Genomic DNA, 16,722 nt, shown 5'->3' with positions numbered 1-16,722 from the left:
CAGCTGCGCGAGCGGCTGTCGGCGGCGGTCGACGCCGCGACCCACGGCGTCGACGGCGAACGCGCGGCCGGTCAGGGTCCGACCCGCAGCACGTAGCCCGCGCCGTTGACCGCGACGAGCACGGAGCCGTCGTCGGCCGCGGCGACCCCGGCGAACGGGGCGGGCCGGGTTGCCGCACCGCTGCGGCAGTCCGCGGGCACGTGCGGTGGGCGCACGTCGAAGGGCAGCCCCGACGCCGCGACGGTGACCGTCCGGCCTGCCGGGTCGATGCGCAGCAGCCGTCCCGCGGCGGCCTCGGCGCACCACAGCGCGTCCCCGGCCACGGCGATCCCCTCCGGCCGGTGCAGGCCCGCGGCGAGGACGGATGAGGCGCCGACGCCGTCGGGGCCGCGCGTGAGCCGCACGACCTGCCCGCCGCCGGTCAGCGTGGCGTAGGCGGCCCCGGTGCCGTCGACGGCCACGTCCACCGGCCCGTCGAGACCCGTGGCGAGCACGGTGGCGGTGCCGTCGTCGGCGAGGTGCAGGACCCGCCCGGCGCCGGTCTCGGCGACCAGCAGCCCGTCCCGGCAGGAGGCGACGCCGGTCGCCCCGGCCAGCCCGTCGGCCAGCGGGGTCCAGGAGCCGGGATGCCCGCGCCACACCCCGGTCCCGGTGGTCACGACCGTGTCACCGCGGTGCCGGGCGAGTCCGCGGACCCCGCCGCGGACCTCGGTGACGACGTCGCCGAGCACGGTGACGGCTCCGTCGGCCACCCGGGCCAGGGAGAAGTGGTCGGCGACGAGTGCGCCCGCACCGTCGGCGGCCACGCCCCAGGGGCCGCACAGGCCCGCCGGCAGCGCCGTGGTCACCGTGCCGTCGACGCCGGCCCGGACCAGCCCGCCGTGGAAGGCGCCGGTCACCCAGGCCGCGCCGTCGGCGGTGAACACGACGTTGTCCGCGCCGCCGACGCCGGTGTCGAGGGTGGCGGTGACCCGCCCGCCGTCGGTGGTCCACAGGGCCCCGCGGTCGCCGTTGGACAGGATGCGCAGCCGTCCCACGGGGTCGAAGCGCACGGCCACCGGCCGGTCCAGCCCGGTGAGCAGCCGTTCGGGGGTGCCGCCGTCGGGGTCGACCCGCCACACCTCGCCGGAGAGCAGGTGCGGGTAGTACAGGAGCCCGTCCGGGCCGACCTCCATCGCGTTGCCGAGCGCGAGCCCGGTCGCGAGCACCCGCGGCGGCCCGCCGGTCGGGTCGATCTCCAGCAGCCGGCCGTCCGGGCACAGCTCGTTGACGAACAGCCGCCCGCGGTGCCAGGCGATCCCGTCCGGGGCGGTGATCCCGTCGGCGACGACGGCCGTCGCCCCGTCGGACGCCCGGCGCCACACCAGCCCGGCGGGCAGGTCGACCACGAACAGCTCGCCGTCGGCGCCGAACACGAGGTCGTCAGGTGCGGTGAGCGGCCCGTCCGGCCCGAGCACCGTCTCGAGCCCGCCGGTCGCCGGGTCGAACGCGGACAGGGTGCCGCCGAGGAACTGCGCGATCCACAGCCGGCCGTCCGGACCGGCCACGATCCCGTTGGACGCCCACAGCGGGTTCGGCGGGCAGAGCGGCTCGGCGCGCAGCCCGGGTGCGGTCCGCACGGGGCCCCGGTCCGGCCCCGCGACCGGGCGCACGCTCACGCGTCCCCGCCGGAGAGCACGTCGTCCATCCCACCGGCGCGCCAGTCGCGCAGGATCTCGTGGAACTCGACGGGGCCGCCGCCGAACTGCTCGCTGCGCGTCCGCGGGCGGCCCTCGAAGTTGTAGTAGCCGGGCGTGCACCCGGCGAGGAAGGCGTGCTGGTCACGGGCCCGCTCGCGGATCGTCGCGACCCAGGCCGCCTCCGCCGCAGCCGTCGGCTCCACGACCCGCACCCCGCGCCGCGCGGCCTCGGCGCAGACTGCCGCGATGTGCCCGGCCTGCTCGTCGAGCACGTGCGCGAAGTTCACCGACGCCGAGTTCTGCCCGGCGCCCACGTGGAACAGGTTGGGGAAGCCGCGGCTGACCCAGCCGTGCAGGGTGGACAGCCCGTCCGCCCAGTGCTCGGCGAGGGTGACGCCGTCGCGGCCGCGGATGTCGGCCCCGGCCCGGGTGGCGGGGTCCGCGCCGAGCTCGAACCCGGTGGCGAACACGATCGCGTCCACCGGGTACTCGACGCCGTCGACCACCAGGCCGTCGCGGGTGATCCGCTCGACGCCCTGCCCGGCCGTGTCGAGCAGGGTCACGTTCGGCCGGTTGAAGGTCTGCAGGTAGGTGTCGCTGAAGGTGGGCCGCTTGCACATCTGGCGGTACCAGGGCTTGAGCGCCGCGGCCGTCGCCGGGTCGGCGACGATCTCGTCGACCCGGGCCCGGATCTCGTCCATCTTCTCGGCGTCGGCGATCTCCAGCGCCTCGGCCGGATCCTCGGTGCCCCGGGTCCGGGCCAGCCGCTGCGCGCCCCGGATCGGGGCGGTGTCGGTCCACCTGTCCGCGACGCCGTCGGGGCCGGACGAGCCGTGCGGTGCCGGTCGCATGTCCATCAGGTGCAGGAAGTCCTCGCGGCGGCGGCGCTGCCAGCCCGGGGTCAGTGCCCGCCACCAGGCCTCGTCGTAGGGGGCGTCGTCGCGGGTGTCGACCGACGACGGCGTCCGCTGCACGACGTAGAGGTGCCGCGCGGCCCCGGCCAGGTGCGGGACGCACTGGATCGCCGTCGCCCCGGTGCCGACCACCGCGAGGGTGCGGTCGCCGATCCGGTCGAGCGGGCCGCCCCGCTCGTCGCCGCCGGTCCAGCCGTAGTCCCACCGGCTGGTGTGGAAGGTGTGCCCGGCGAAGTCGGCGATGCCGGGGATGCCGGGCAGCTTGGGCCGGTTGAACGGCCCGGAGGAGATCACGACGAACCGGGCGGTGACCGCGTCGCCGCGGTCGGTGCCGGCCTGCCAGGCCCGTGCGTCGTCGTCCCAGACCAGGGTGGTGACCTCGGTGTGGAACAGGGCGTCGCGGTAGAGACCGAAGCGCTCGCCGATGGCGCGGGCGTGCTTTCGGATCTCCTCGCCCGGCGGGTAGCGACGGCTGGGCATCCCGCCCAGCTCCTCCAGCAGCGGCAGGTAGATCGAACTCTCGATGTCGCAGGCGATGCCGGGGTAGCGGTTCCAGTACCAGGTCCCGCCGAGGTCCCCGGCGACGTCGACGATCCGGATCCGCTCGTGGCCGGCCTGCCGCAGCCGGGCCGCGGCGACCAGCCCGCCGAAGCCGCCGCCGACGACCAGCACGTCCACCTCGTCGCGGACCGGGTCGCGATCGGCGGGCTCGGACCACGGGTCGTCGGCGTGGAAGCCGAACTCCCCGGTCGACGCCCGGTACTGGGCGGTGCCGTCGGGGCGCAGCCTGCGGTCGCGCTCGGCGCGGTAGCGCTCCCGCAGCCGGTCCAGGTCGGCCGCGGTGGGGTCGGTGGTCCCGGTCGTCGTCACGCTCGTGGCTCCCTCGACGTTGCATGATCACGTGCTCGACAAGCGTGGCACGAACTGCCAAATAGGCACTGTGAGACGAGTGTCTCGTGGTCGGTACCGGCCGATCTCATTACTGTCAGGAAGTGACATGAAGACACTCGACGACACCAGACGCGGGCGTGCGCCGATGAGCGACCGCCGGCGCGAGCTGCAGCGCCTCGAGATCTCCCGTGCGGCTGTGGCGCTGTTCCGGGAGCACGGCGTGCACGCCACCAGCGGCGAGCGGATCGCGGAGGAGGTCGGGCTGTCCGGCCGGACATTGTGGCGCTGGTTCCGAACCAAGGAGAGCTGCGTGGAGCCGCTCCTCGCACGCAGCATCGACGCCGTCGTTGCGACGTTGCGGCGCTGGCCGGCGGGGGTGGGCCTCGACGAGCACCTGCTCGCCGAGTACCGCCCGCCCCAGGACCCGGTCGACGCCGCCGACGCCGACGCCGCGATGGCCGTCATCGCGCTGTCGCGCACCGAGCCCGGTCTGCGGGCGGTGTGGCTGGCGGTGCACGAGCGGGCCGAGCCGGTGCTCGCCGAGGTGATCGCGGCCCGCGCCGGCCGCGAGCCCGGCGACCTGGACGTCCGGGTGCACGCCGCCGCCGTCGCCGCCGCCCTGCGGATCAGCGGCGAGGACCTCGCCGTCGAGCTCGCCGCGGGCGTCCGGTGCACCGACCCCGTCGACCGACTCGGCCGCGCCCTGCGCGCGGCCACCACGACCCTTCCCCGGGCAGGAGATCCCGCGTGACCACCACCCCGTCCCGTACCGAACCGGTAGCGGCCGACCGGACCGGAGCGTTGATCGCCGTCCTCGTCGGCGCCGCGTTCGTGATGATCCTCAACGAGACCGTGCTGAGCGTCGCGCTGCGTGACCTGAGCGTCGACCTCGGTGTTCCCGCCACCACCACCCAGTGGCTGACCAGCGGCTTCCTGCTGACGATGGCCGTGGTCATCCCCACCACCGGCTACCTGCTCGACCGCTTCACCCCGCGGCAGGTCTTCCTCACCTCGCTCGGGTTGTTCACCGCGGGGACCGCGATCGCCGGGTTCGCGCCCGGGTTCGCGGTGCTGCTCATCGGCCGCATCGTGCAGGCCGGCGGCACGGCGATGATGATCCCGCTGCTGATGACCACGATCCTGCGCTTGGTGCCGGCCGAGCGGCGTGGCGCGACGATGGGCACGATCACGATCGTCATCGCGGTCGCGCCCGCGGTCGGCCCGACGATCGGCGGCGCGATCCTGTCCGGTCTGGGCTGGCGCTGGATGTTCTGGCTGGTCCTGCCGCTGGCCGCGCTCGCCATGGCGGCCGGCGCCCGGTGGCTGCGCATCGACGGCGGCGGCCGCCCGGTCCCGCTCGACGTGGTGTCGGTGCTGCTGTCCGCCGTCGGGTTCGGCGGCCTGGTCTACGGGTTGTCCTCGCTGGGCGGCCACGGCGGCGGGGGGCTCCCGCCGTGGGTGTCGGTCGTCGTCGGGCTGGTCGCGCTGGCGGTGTTCGTGCTGCGCCAGCTGCGGCTGATGCGCTCCGACCGCGCGTTGCTGGACCTGCGCCCGTTCCGGCGCCGACAGTTCGTCGTGGCGCTGGTGCTCACCGCGCTGGTGCTGCTGTCGCTGATCGGCGTCGCCGCGGTGCTGCTGCCGCTCTACCTGCAGACCGTGCTCGGGACGAGCACGCTGGTCTCCGGGCTCGTGGTGCTGCCCGGTGGGCTGCTGCTCGGACTGCTCGGCCGCCCGGTCGGCGCGCTGTTCGACCGCGTCGGCGCCCGCCCGCTGGTGATCCCCGGCGCGGTGCTGATGGCGACCGGTCTGCTGCTGTTCTCCACCCTCGGCCCGGGCACCCCGCTCGGCGTGGTCGTCGGCTTCCACCTGGTCCTGATGGGCGGGCTCGCGCTGATGATGACGCCGCTGATGACCGAGGCGCTCGGCTCGTTGCCCGACGAGCTGTACTCCCACGGCAGCGCGATCCTGTCCACGCTGCAGCAGGTCGCGGGCGCGCTGGGGACGGCGCTGTTCGTCACCGTCGCCGCGCTGGGCTCGGCGAGCGCCGCCGGGGCCTCCCCGGACGCCGACGGGCTGCACGCCGCGTTCGCCGTCGCCGGCGGGGTCGGGGTGCTGGCCGTCCTGCTGTCGCTGCTCGTCCGCCGCCGCACCGTGGCGGAGGCCCCGGTCAGCTAAGGGCGGCGCGGTGCTCGCGCTCGGTGGCGGCGCTGAGCACCTGCACCTTGTCCCCGACCCGGAGCCCGGCGAAGAACTCCTCCGCCGGCTCCGGGTCGAGTTTCACACACCCTGCCGACGCCCGGTCCCGGTCGCCGCCGTGGAACGCGACCCCGCCGTCGGCGAAGAACACCGACCACGGCATCGGGGCGGGCTCCCCGTCGGGTGTCTCGAACTCGCTGCTGCGGTGGTCGGCGGCCTTGCGGTACACCCGGAACGAGTGCCCGACCGGCGTCTCCTGGCCCGCCCCGCCGGAGGCGACCGGGACCGGGCCGTAGGACACGGCGCCGTCGGTGACCAGCCAGGCACGCTGTGAATCCAGGTCGACACACGCCCGCGCCGACACCGAGCACGGCGTGCCCGGCACCTGCGCCTCGGCGTGCGCCTGCCGCGCGACCTGGCTGTTCTCACCCTCGGTGGCACCCGAGGAGGTCTCCGAGGCGGCGGTCGCGCCGGCGACCCCGGCGCCCGCGACCCCGGCCAGGACGACCAGTCCCGCCACCATGCCCGCCGCCCGCCGGCTGATCGGATCCGTCACCGGCGCTCCCCGCTCGTCGAAGTCCGTCACCTCTCCAACGCACGGACGGGGATCCCGTGACGGTCGGCAGGCATTCTGCGTCACCGATGGGTGACCGTCGGTGACCGGACGGGTCACGTCCCGGCGGGCATGTGCACCGGGTCGCCGACGGCGATCGCGCCGGAGGTCAGCACCCGGCAGACCGCGCCGCCGCGGTCGTGCAGCGCGCGGCGCGCCCCCGGCCCGACGGCGGTCTCCATGACCCGGCACGGTGCGGCCCTCCGCACCACCTCCAGCTCGACGTCGCCGAGCCGCAGCAGGGTGCCGGGCGTCGTCGGGACGGTGCCGTGGTCGACGGTGACGGTGCGCCGGGTGCCGCCCGAGGGCACCGGGGCGCCGAGCGCGTCGGCGGCGGCGTCGAGCTCGTCGCGGCTCTGCACCGAGACGTGCCGGTGCCGGGTGCCGAAGTACCGGTCGCCGACGACACCGCTGCCCGCGACCACCTCGACCCGCTCGACGTCGTGCATCGGCGCACCCCGCTCCGCGGCCACGTGCAGCCCGAGGACCCTCACTCCACCGTCACCGACTTCGCGAGGTTCCGCGGCCGGTCCACGTCGCGTCCGAGCGCGACGGCGGCGTGCCGGGCCAGCAGCTGCAGGGGGATCCCGAGCAGGATCGGCGCCAGCTCCGGCTCGGTGCGCGGCACCCGCAGCACGGCGTCGGCGAGCCCGGCGGGCAGCTCGGCGTCGGTCACCGCGATCACCGGCCCGCCCCGGGCCCGGATCTGCTCGATCGTGCCGACGTTCTTCGCGAGCAGCTCGTCGTCGGGCACCACGACGACGCTGGGCATGTCCGGGGTGACCAGTGCCAGCGGGCCGTGCTTGAGCTCGGAGGCGGGGTAGGCCTCGGCGTGGCAGTAGGAGATCTCCTTGAGCTTCTGCGCGCCCTCCCGCGCGACCGGGCTGCACCGGGTGCGCCCGACGAAGAACATCGACGACGCGTGCGCCCAGCGCTGCGCGACCGCGGCGACCGTGCCGTGGGCGGCGTCCTCGGCGAGCACGGCCTCGACGTGGCGGGGCAGCGCCGCCAGGCCGTCGAGGAGCCGCCTGCCGTCGGCCACCGAGAGGTCGCGCACCCGGCCCAGCAGCACCGCGAGCATCGCGAACGACACGCTCATCGTGGTGACGGCCTTGGTCGAGGCGACCGACACCTCCGGCCCGGAGTGCAGGAACACTCCCGCGCCGCACTCGCGGGAGATCGCCGAGCCGATCACGTTCACCGCGCCGATCACCCGGCCGCCCTTGCGGCGCAGCTCCTGCACCGCGGCGAGGGTGTCGGCGGTCTCGCCGGACTGGCTGACCGCGACGTAGAGGCAGTCCGGGTCGACGACCGGGTTGCGGTGGCGGAACTCGCCGGCCGGTTCGGCCGCCGCCGGGATCCGGGCCAGCTGCTCGACCAGCCCGGCGCCGATCTCCCCCGCGTAGTACGCCGACCCGCAGCCCAGGAACAGCACCCGGCGCACCCCGCGCAGCTCGCGCGGGTCCATCCCGAGCCCGCCCAGGCGGGCGGTGGCGAACCGGGTGTCGAGCCGCCCGGCCAGAGCGCGACGCAGCGCGTCGGGCTGCTCGGCGATCTCCTTGGCCAGGAAGTCGGGGTGCCCGCCGAGCGCGTAGTCCTCGGAGCCGGTGTCGACGGTGGTCGGGCTGATCCGGGTGGAGCCCTCGACGCCGTCGGCGCGCACGGTGACGATCTCGCCGTCGTCGAGGAAGACGACCTTCTGGGTGTGCCGCACCACCGCGGCCAGGTCCGAGGCGACGACCATCTCGCCGTCGCCGATGCCGAGCACGATCGGGCTGCCGTTGCGCGCGACGACGATCTCGTCGGGGGTGCGGGCGTCGAGCACCGCGAGGCCGTAGGTGCCCTCGACGCCGGCGAGCGCCGTGCGGACCGCGTCGGCGAGGGTCGCGGCCCCGCCGTCGAGGGCCTCGGCGACCAGGTGCGCGAGCGCCTCGGAGTCGGTGTCGCTGCGCAGCACGACCCCGCGGGCGGTGAGCGCGGCACGCAGCGCCTCGGCGTTCTCGACGATGCCGTTGTGCACGATCGCGACCCGTCCGGACGCGTCGGTGTGCGGGTGCGCGTTGGCCTCGCTCGGCTCGCCGTGGGTGGCCCACCGGGTGTGTGCGACGCCCGACCGGCCCGGTGGAGGGGCGTCACCCAGCAGCGTGCGCAGGTCCTCCACCCGCCCGGCGGTGCGCCGCACCGTCACCTTCCGGCGGTGCGCCACGGCCAGGCCCGCCGAGTCGTAGCCCCGGTACTCCAGCCGGGACAGCCCGTCGAGCAGCACGCCCGCCGCCTCCCGCGGCCCCACATAACCCACGATCCCGCACATGCACGTTCCCCCGTCGTCCGCTCAGCCGTAGACGATCCGGCGCAGCCGCCGCTGGGAGACGTCACCGGGGCCGACCACCCGCGCGGCGAGCTCGGCCGCGATCCGCGGCCAGATCTCGTCGTTGCGCCGGTCGCGGGCCTGCAGCTCGCGGTGCCGGCGGCGGACGAACTCCTCGGTGGTCTCGCCGAAGTAGGCGACGACGTCGGCGACCACGCGGGCCGCCACCGGCTCGGCGAGCCCGGTGGTGGCGGCCACGTGCCGCACGAGATCCGGATCCACGCCGCCGATCCTGATCCGCCGCGGGGCGAAAGACCAGGAATCTGCCCGGAATCGGGCAGGAATCAGCGGTCGCGGGCGATCCGGAAGGTGAACTCCAGCAGCCGCCACTCCCCGTCGGGCTCGACGCCGTCGGGCATCGGGCCGCTGCGCGGGGCGAAGTCCACGACCAGGTCCTCCTTCACACCGAACACCGTGTCCGAGTCGAGGTGCTCCCCACCGGCGACGAACAGCTGCGTGATCAGCTGCCGGTGCCCCGGCGCCTGGATGAGGAAGTGCAGGTGCGGCGCCCGGAAGGGGTGCCGTCCGGTGGCGTGCAGCATCTCCCCGACCGGTCCGTCGGCCGGGATCGGGTAGGCGGCGGGCAGGATCGAGCGGAACCGCAGCCGGCCGGCGTCGTCGGTACGGAACCGGCCGCGCAGGACGGGGCCCTCGGTCTCGGGCAGCTGCAGGTCGTAGAAGCCGTCCTCGTCGGACTGCCAGATGTCGACGACCGCCCCGGCGACCGGCTCGTCACCGGTGTCGGTGACGACCACGTCCACCCACAGCGGGGTGCCCTTCTTCCCCGCGGAGACGTCGGTCCCCTGGTCCAGCTCCGGCGGGCCGTCGGTGTAGAACGGCCCGAGCACGGCCGAGGACGTGGTGTCCGGGGTGCGGGAGTTGGTCAGCACGTCCACCACACTGGACAGCCCGAGGGTGTCCGAGAGCAGCACGAACTCCTGGCGCCGCTCGTCGGTGAGGTGCCCGGTCCGGGTGAGGAAGTCGATCGCGGCCTGCCACTCGTCCTGGGTCAGGTCGTGCTCGCGCGCGTAGCCGTGCAGGGTGGCCGCGAGCGCGGCCAGCAGGGTGCGGAGCCGCTCGTCGGACCCGCCGAACGACGCGGTGACCTGCGCGGTCAGCGTGTCCAGGGTGGCGCGCACCGGGTCGCCCGGCCGCTCCCCGGCCCAGGCCCGCCCGAGCAGGGCGCGCACACCGTCGCGGGTGACCGGCACCGGGTTCGGGTACGGCCGGGCGACGGCCTGCTCGGCGAGCCGGTCCAGGTCGGCCTCGTCGACGCCCAGCCCGGCCAGTGACGTCGGCCCGCCCGCGGCGACGAGCAGGTCGAACACCGTCCCGGCCGGGTCCGGTCCGAGCGCCTCGGCGATCCGCGGTGCGGCCGCGGCGTTGTGGGCGATCACGTGCGGCAGCAGTACCGCGTGGGTCGGGGCGTGCGGCAGGTCCAGGGAGCCGCCGACGGTGTGGGCGAGCTTGTGCTGCAGCGCCATCCCCGCCCGGTCCAGGCAGGTCCCGGCCAGCCACGCCCCGCGGAGCAGCGCGTCGGGTTCGCCGTCGCGCAGCCCCGCGGTGAGCAGCCGCACCGACTCCAGCGCGGCGGCCTCGGTCAGCGGGTCGCGGTCGGTGCTCCACAGCGCCTCGACGGCGTGTGCCAGCGCGTTCACCGCGCTCGGCACCCCCACCTGCGACGGCAGGTCGGCGACGAGCGTCGTGTCGTAGACGACGGTCTCCGGCCGGATCGCCGGGTCGGTCCGGGTGGTCTTCACCCCCGGCGTGTCCACCCCCAGCTCGCCGAGCACCGCGGTGCACTCCGAGCCCGAGTACGTCGTGGGGACGACGACCTGGTCCGCACCGGTCCGCACCGCGAGCGCCTTGGACAGCCCGATCTGCGAGCCGCCCCCGATCGCGACGACGCAGTCCGCCCCGGCCGCGGTGAACGCCGCCAGCGCCTCGTCGGTCACCGTCACCGGGGTGTGCACGGCGGCCCGGTCGAACCGCCCGGCGAGCAACGACCCGAGCGCGGCCCGCGCCCGGTCCGCCGCGCCCGCGGGGTGGCGGCCGCCGACGAGGAACACCCGCGACCGGCCGAGCCGCGTCACCTCCGCGGCGAGGTCGTCGATCGTGCCGGGGCCGAACACCACCCGCGCGGGGGAGGGGTCGTGGACGAAGCCGGTCATGCGGTCACCTCCGGGGTCCGGTCCAGGATGTTCCCCAGCACCTCGCGCAGCGCGGCCGCCGGGTCGGCGACGAGCGCGTCGCTGCGCCAGGCGACGTGGGCGTCCGGGCGGACGAGGACGCAGCCGTCCTCGCCGACCTCGCGCAGCCGGGCCCAGTCGTCGTAGAGGTCGGTGTGCTCGCGGCCGGGGCCGACCACGTGCGCGGCCAGGTCGATCCCGAGCTCGGCGGCGACGGTCTCCGCGGCCGTGGCCCAGGCGCCGCCCGCGATGCCGGTGAGCAGGGCGAACCGGCCCTTGCCGGTGATGTCGTGGGTGGAGACCCGGTGCCCGTCGCGGCCCAGCCAGCAGTGCGGCAGCCGGTGCCCGGGCCGGGTGGTCGGCCGGTAGAACAGCTCCGGGTCGCGCTCGGGCGGCGGCTCGGGCGTGCCGTCGGCGACGACGCCGGGGCCGGTGTAGGCCTGGCCCATCTCGACGCCGTGCGCGTTGAACTCGTAGTCCTTGGCCTCCAGCGCCGCCCGCAGCTCGCCGCGCCGCCGGGCCCCGGTGGGGGAGTCGTCGGCGCGGGCCGCCATCGAGGCGCGCATGGCCTCGGGATCGGCGCCCGGGGTGAGCCCGAGCGCGGTGAAGATCGGGCCGAACTCCTCCACCGAGCGGTTGGCGCGACGCACGATCTGCTCGCCGACGGGGGCGCGCTCGGCGTCGTAGGAGTCCAGCAGCCCCGGCCCGGCGGTGCCGCGCAGCACCATCGCGAGCTTCCAGCACAGGTTGTAGGAGTCCTGGATCGAGGTGTTGGAGCCCAGCCCGTTCGACGGCGGGTGGCGGTGCACGGCGTCACCGGCGCAGAACACCCGGCCCGACCGGTAGCGGGTGGCCCACTGCTCGTTGACCGTCCACACCGAGGTCGAACGGATCGTCACCGGCACGGAGTCGTCACCGATCAGGTCGTGGACGATCGCCGTCGCCGCGGCGTCGTCGAGCTCCGGCGGGGGACCGGCGAGGTCGTAGCCCCAGATCGCCATCCAGCGGGTCCACGGCCGCACCATGCGCAGCACGCCCATCCCGATGCCGCCGACGTCGGCACCGGGCTGCAACACCCAGTACAGGACACTCGGCCGGTGCTCGACCAGCGCGGTGAGGTCGGCGTCGAAGACGATGTTCATGCTGCCCGCGAGCTCGCCGCGGCCGTCGAAGGGCAGGCCCGCGTCCCGGGCGACGGCGCTGCGCCCACCGTCGGCGCCGATCACGTAGCGGGCCCGGATCGTCAGCTCCGCCCCGGTGAGCCGGTCGCGCGCGGTGACGGTGACGCCGTCGTCGTCCTGGACGTGGTGGCTGTACTCGGTGTCGAAGCGGACCCGGCTGCCGCGCTCGGCGGCCCGGCCCACCAGGATCGGCTCGAGGATGTTCTGGGGCAGGTCGCAGTGCGACGACGGGCTGGCCAGGGTGTAGTCGGCGCGCCGCGCGGGGTGGGTGCCCCAGGTCCGGACCCGGCCGAGTTCGTCGCCGGCGAGCGCGGTGCAGAACACCGTCTCGCCCATGAGGTGCGACGGCGTCCCCTCGGCGACGACGTCGGCCTCCACCCCCTGGTCGCGCAGGATCTCGACGGTGCGCTGGTTGGTGATGTGCGCCCGCGGGGTGTCGGCGGTCCACCGGTACTTGGTGATCACGAGGTGGTCCACGCCGAGACCGGCGAGGAACAGGGCGGCCGAGGAGCCCGCAGGCCCGCTGCCGATCACGAGGACGTCCGTCGTCACGGTGCTCACCGGCGCATCATCGTTGAAGAGTCAACGATCGTCCAGGTCCGTCGTCCGGATCCCCATCGCGCGTCCGGCCTCGGGGGAGATGTCGTCGGAGATCCGGGTGATGAAGGCGTCCATCGCGTCCTGCATGCGCGAGCGGAACGACGACAGCAGCGCCAGCGTCGCGACCGGCTGCAGCTGCTCGACGGTCTGCTGGATCCGGGGCGCGTCGCCGGCGGGCAGCCCGGCCTCGACGTGGTCGTCCCACACCTGCCGGGCGAACAGCTCGACGAACATCTCGGCGACGGCGCCGGTGTGGTCGTCGAGGCGCCGGCGCAGCCCCACCAGCGCGGCGGGCGGGATGCCCAGCCGTACGGCCTCCGCGGCGGCCCGGGCGAGGTCGGGCCGCAGGATGCGCAGCCGTCCGTGCGCCGCGGTCTCGACGACACCCGTCGCGCACAGGTGCCGGACCAGCTCGTCGGCCGACACCGCGTCCGGGTCGAGCCCGAGGTGGGTGGGCAGCTCCGTCCCGTCGACCTCGACGGGCTCCTCCGGCTGCCACGGGGCGAGCATCCCGCGGTAGAGCCGCAGCGCCTCCTCGGCGGTCCGTTCGGGGTCCTGGGTGACGAGCACCTCGATCGCCCCGAGGGAGAAGCCGCGCCGGCGCAGCCCGTTGACCAGGTCCAGCCGGGCGAGGTGGGTGTCGGTGTAGCGGGCGGCCCGGCCGGCCCGCTCGCCCGGCGGGAGCAACCCGCGCGTGATGTAGGACCGCACCGTCCGCACGGTCATCCCCGCCCGGCGGGCCAGCTCCTCGATCGGGAAGTCCGCCACCCGGACGATCCTAGACAGTCGATCTCGACATCGTTGATGGAGAAACCGATGTAACGTTCCCGCAGGTCGGAGGCCGACGACGTCGTCACTGGTGACGGGGGTGTCGCCGTCCCAACTTGCCGTCGCCACCGAGATCGGGTCCGATGGTCCCCGACCGCGACGACGAGGTGGGTCATGACCGACGCCGTACTGCCGAGGGGGCTGCGCCGCGTACGCAAGGCGGCCGCCCGTTTCACCACGCCACTACTGCCCGACGACTACCTGCTGCTGCTCAACCCGCTGTGGTCGGTGCGGGAGCTGCGCGGGCGGGTGGTGAAGGTCGTGCCCGAGACGGCCGACGCCGCGACACTGGTCATCCGGCCCGGCCTGGGGTGGTCGTTCGACCACCGCCCCGGCCAGTACGTCGGGATCGGCGTCGAGGTGGAGGGCCGTTTCCACTGGCGCTCCTACTCGCTGACCTCCGAGCCGCGCCGCGACCGCAGGCACATCTCGATCACCGTGAAGGCGATGCCGGAGGGCTTCCTGTCCCGCCATCTCGTCGACGGCGTCGGGCCCGGAACGGTGGTGCGCCTGGCGCTGCCGCAGGGCGAGTTCGTGCTGCCCGACCCGCCACCGGAGCGGCTGCTGTTCCTCACCGCGGGCAGCGGCATCACCCCGATCATGGCGATGCTGCGGACCCTGGACCGTCGCGACACCGTCACCGACGTGGTGCTCGTGCACTCGGCCCCGCGCGACGGCGACGTCATCTTCGCCGACGAGCTCGACGCCCTGTCCGCGCGGCACCCGTCGCTGCGGGTGCAGCTGCACCTCACCGGTGAGCACGGCCGGCTCACCCCCGACGGGCTGGCGGAGTACTGCCCGGACTGGCGCGAGCGCAGCACCTGGGCGTGCGGCCCGGAGGCGATGCTCGACGAGGCCGAGGACCTGTGGGAGTCCGCGGGCCGCGGCGCGGCGCTGCACGTCGAGCGCTTCTCCGCGTCGTTGCGCGGGGGAGAGGCGGAGGGCGGCACGGTCACCTTCGTCCGCCGCGGCTCCGCCGCCACCTCCTCGGGCGACGGCGACACCACCGTCGACATCGACGGTGCCACCACCCTGCTCGACGCCGGGGAGCAGGCCGGCCTCGACCTGCCCTACGGCTGCCGGATGGGCATCTGTCACACCTGCACCGTCGGCCTGCGGTCGGGCTCGGTGCGCGACCTGCGCGACGGCACCGAACGCCGCGGCGACCCCGACACCCCCGCCGAGAGGATCCAGACCTGCATCACCGCCGCCGCCGGTGACTGCGTCCTGGAGATCTGACACCGAGACCCGACACCGCTCACACCCAGGAGGAACGTCGTGGCCATCTCCGACGTCAAGGAGTTCGCCCACCTCACCGAGGCCGACGTGGAGGCGATCGGGCACGAGCTCGACGCGATCCGCGCCGACGTCGAGGAGCGTCGCGGCCAGTACGACGCCGACTACATCCGCACGATGATCACCTGGCAGCGGCGGCTGAACGTCGCCGCGCGGGTCACGCTGTTCGGCAGCCGGATCCCGCCGCTCTGGCTCGCCGGCACCGCCATGCTCTCGGTCGCGAAGATCCTGGAGAACATGGAGATCGGGCACAACGTCATGCACGGCCAGTGGGACTGGATGAACGACCCGGAGATCCACTCGTCGACGTGGGAGTGGGACAACGTGTGCCCCGCCGAGCAGTGGCGGCACTCGCACAACTACCTGCACCACACGTACACGAACGTGATCGGCAAGGACAAGGACGTCGGCTACGAGATCCTCCGGGTCCGCGCCGACCAGCCCTGGCACCCCGCCTACCTGGGGCAGCCGTTCTGGAACGTCCTGCTGATGCTGCTGTTCGAGCACGGTGTGTCGCTGCACGACCTCGACGTCGACGGCCTGCTGAAGATGCAGCTGGAGGACCCCGAGGAGTTCCGCCGCAAGCTGCTCGACGTCGGCCGCAAGCACGCCCGGCAGATGCGCAAGGACTTCCTGCTGTTCCCGCTGCTCACCGGCCCCGCCGCGGTCTCGACGCTGACCGCGAACGCCACCGCGAACGTCGTCCGCAACATCTGGTCCTACGCGATCATCTTCTGCGGGCACTTCCCCGACGGCGCCGAGGTCTTCACCGAGGAGGAGCTGGAGGGGGAGACGCGCGGCGAGTGGTACCTGCGTCAGCTGCTCGGCTCGGCCAACTTCACCGGCAACCGCCTGATGCACGTCATGTCCGGCAGCCTCGGCTACCAGATCGAGCACCACCTGTTCCCCGACCTGCCGTCGAACCGGTACCCGGAGATCGCGGTGAAGGTCCGGGCGCTGTGCGAGAAGTACGACCTGCCCTACACCACGGGCCCGTTCCCGCGGCAGTTCTGGCAGGCCACGCGGTCGATCTGGCGGCTGTCGCTGCCCGCGCGCGGGATCCGCGAGTCCGAGCACCGCCGGGAGCGCCGCGGGCTGCGGCGCCGCCCGGCGGCGGCCCGGGCGGCCTGACTCAGCGCGCTCGCGGCCGCCGTCCGGCGGCCGCGAGCGACACCGCCAGTACCGCGACGAGCACGAGCATCCCGGCCGGTGCCAGCACGGCCCAGGGGGCGCGCTCGACGTAGGGCATGCCGTCGGCCAGCAGCCGTCCCCACTCCGGGCTCGGCGGCTGCGGGCCGAGGCCGAGGAACCCGAGCGAGGCCAGCGCGAGCGCGGTGCCCGGCAGCCGCAGCACCGCGTGCCGCACCAGCGGGCCGGCCGCGGCGGGCAGCACGTGCGCCTCGAGTGCGCGGGCGGGCCCGACCCCCAGCACGGGCAGCACCCGCACGTGCGGCTGCGCCCGGATCTCGGCCACCAGCGACGCCGTGTGCGCGGCCAGCGGCGCCCAGCTCACCAGTGCGACGCCGACCGCGGCCCCGACGGCCGACGGGCCGAGCACCGCGGCGACGACCAGTCCGGCGAGCACCGGCGGCGCCGCGTTCGCGACCTCGGCGAACCCGGTCGCGATCCGTGGTGCCAGCCCGATCAGCACGCCGACGACCAGCGCCACCAGCACGACCAGCAGCGCGGTCCCGGTGGTGAGCAGCGCCCCGTGGGCGACCCGGGCGAGCAGGTCGCGCCCGACGGCGTCGCTGCCGAGCGGCAGGGCCGCCGAGGGCGACGCCAGCCGCGGGTGGGCGGAGGTGAACGGGTCGCGCGGCAGCCCGGCGAGCACGACGAGCGCGAGCACCCCGCCCGCGACCCCGGGCACGACCCAGCGGGACCGGCGCACCGCCGTCACCGCGGTGGGGACGGGCACGTCGCCGGTGCGGGCGGCCCGGCCGAGCACCGCACGGCGAGCGGCCCCC

At 75.0% G+C, this 16,722-nt stretch carries 14 protein-coding genes; 4 read left to right on the top strand and 10 right to left on the bottom strand.

Features of this window, described 5'->3' with window-relative positions; genetic code table 11:
• Positions 1–71: 71 nt before the first annotated feature.
• Together NH602_RS16585 and NH602_RS16580 are read right to left on the bottom strand one after the other, a co-directional pair.
• The gene (locus NH602_RS16585; RefSeq protein WP_253068276.1) at positions 72–1,619 is read right to left on the bottom strand and encodes a hypothetical protein; all 1,548 of its coding nucleotides are present in this window, start codon (positions 1,617–1,619) and stop codon (positions 72–74) included.
• A gap of 35 nt (positions 1,620–1,654) precedes the next feature.
• On the bottom strand, positions 1,655–3,463 hold the full coding sequence (locus NH602_RS16580; RefSeq protein ID WP_179762266.1) for an NAD(P)/FAD-dependent oxidoreductase: 1,809 nt from the start codon (positions 3,461–3,463) through the stop codon (positions 1,655–1,657).
• 166 nt (positions 3,464–3,629) lie between these two features.
• Between NH602_RS16580 and NH602_RS16575 the strand changes: the two genes are divergently transcribed.
• The gene (locus NH602_RS16575; protein WP_073577231.1) at positions 3,630–4,235 is read left to right on the top strand and encodes a TetR/AcrR family transcriptional regulator; all 606 of its coding nucleotides are present in this window, start codon (positions 3,630–3,632) and stop codon (positions 4,233–4,235) included.
• Positions 4,232–5,659, top strand: a complete 1,428-nt coding sequence (locus NH602_RS16570) for a DHA2 family efflux MFS transporter permease subunit (protein ID WP_179762267.1) — start codon at positions 4,232–4,234, stop codon at positions 5,657–5,659. The genes NH602_RS16575 and NH602_RS16570 overlap by 4 nt, the downstream gene beginning before the upstream one ends.
• Here the strand turns inward: NH602_RS16570 and NH602_RS16565 are convergent.
• The 7 genes from NH602_RS16565 to NH602_RS16535 form a co-directional block, all read right to left on the bottom strand.
• Positions 5,652–6,236, bottom strand: a complete 585-nt coding sequence (locus NH602_RS16565) for a L,D-transpeptidase (protein WP_253068275.1) — start codon at positions 6,234–6,236, stop codon at positions 5,652–5,654. The genes NH602_RS16570 and NH602_RS16565 overlap by 8 nt on opposite strands.
• A 113-nt stretch (positions 6,237–6,349) precedes the next feature.
• On the bottom strand, positions 6,350–6,742 hold the full coding sequence (locus NH602_RS16560) for an MOSC domain-containing protein (RefSeq protein ID WP_202417693.1): 393 nt from the start codon (positions 6,740–6,742) through the stop codon (positions 6,350–6,352).
• Between the two features lie 41 nt (positions 6,743–6,783).
• Positions 6,784–8,604 (bottom strand): glutamine--fructose-6-phosphate transaminase (isomerizing), encoded by a 1,821-nt coding sequence (gene glmS / locus NH602_RS16555; RefSeq protein WP_073577228.1) that lies wholly within the window; start codon positions 8,602–8,604, stop codon positions 6,784–6,786.
• A 21-nt stretch (positions 8,605–8,625) separates the two neighbouring features.
• Complete coding sequence (locus tag NH602_RS16550) at positions 8,626–8,883, bottom strand: hypothetical protein (RefSeq protein ID WP_083658930.1); 258 nt, start codon at positions 8,881–8,883, stop codon at positions 8,626–8,628.
• 62 nt (positions 8,884–8,945) lie between these two features.
• Complete coding sequence (locus tag NH602_RS16545; protein ID WP_179762268.1) at positions 8,946–10,832, bottom strand: maleylacetate reductase and hydroxyquinol 1,2-dioxygenase domain-containing protein; 1,887 nt, start codon at positions 10,830–10,832, stop codon at positions 8,946–8,948.
• The gene (locus NH602_RS16540; protein WP_073577226.1) at positions 10,829–12,592 is read right to left on the bottom strand and encodes an FAD-dependent monooxygenase; all 1,764 of its coding nucleotides are present in this window, start codon (positions 12,590–12,592) and stop codon (positions 10,829–10,831) included. The genes NH602_RS16545 and NH602_RS16540 overlap by 4 nt, the downstream gene beginning before the upstream one ends.
• Before the next feature lie 21 nt (positions 12,593–12,613).
• The gene (locus NH602_RS16535; protein WP_073577225.1) at positions 12,614–13,399 is read right to left on the bottom strand and encodes a MerR family transcriptional regulator; all 786 of its coding nucleotides are present in this window, start codon (positions 13,397–13,399) and stop codon (positions 12,614–12,616) included.
• Between the two features lie 174 nt (positions 13,400–13,573).
• Between NH602_RS16535 and NH602_RS16530 the strand changes: the two genes are divergently transcribed.
• Complete coding sequence (locus NH602_RS16530; RefSeq protein ID WP_100878249.1) at positions 13,574–14,698, top strand: ferredoxin reductase; 1,125 nt, start codon at positions 13,574–13,576, stop codon at positions 14,696–14,698.
• A 39-nt stretch (positions 14,699–14,737) separates the two neighbouring features.
• Positions 14,738–15,886 (top strand): fatty acid desaturase, encoded by a 1,149-nt coding sequence (locus tag NH602_RS16525; RefSeq protein ID WP_073577223.1) that lies wholly within the window; start codon positions 14,738–14,740, stop codon positions 15,884–15,886.
• 1 nt (position 15,887) lies between these two features.
• On the opposite strand, the gene NH602_RS16520 is transcribed toward NH602_RS16525, so the two are convergent.
• Positions 15,888–16,722: ABC transporter permease (locus NH602_RS16520; protein ID WP_253068274.1), on the bottom strand; the 835-nt coding region annotated here is incomplete at its 5' end.

This window comes from Pseudonocardia sp. McavD-2-B (genome assembly GCF_024124365.1).
GTDB classification, from domain to species: Bacteria; Actinomycetota; Actinomycetes; order Mycobacteriales; family Pseudonocardiaceae; genus Pseudonocardia; species Pseudonocardia alni.
This window is presented reverse-complemented; position numbering and strand designations above follow the sequence as displayed.

Coding starts and splice junctions, on each gene's coding strand:
- NH602_RS16575 (WP_073577231.1), top strand. CDS start 3,630: ATGAGCGACCGCCGGCGCGAGCTGCAGCGCCTCGAGATCTCCCGTGCG.
- glmS (WP_073577228.1), bottom strand. CDS start 8,604: ATGTGCGGGATCGTGGGTTATGTGGGGCCGCGGGAGGCGGCGGGCGTG.
- NH602_RS16530 (WP_100878249.1), top strand. CDS start 13,574: ATGACCGACGCCGTACTGCCGAGGGGGCTGCGCCGCGTACGCAAGGCG.
- NH602_RS16560 (WP_202417693.1), bottom strand. CDS start 6,742: ATGCACGACGTCGAGCGGGTCGAGGTGGTCGCGGGCAGCGGTGTCGTC.
- NH602_RS16545 (WP_179762268.1), bottom strand. CDS start 10,832: ATGACCGGCTTCGTCCACGACCCCTCCCCCGCGCGGGTGGTGTTCGGC.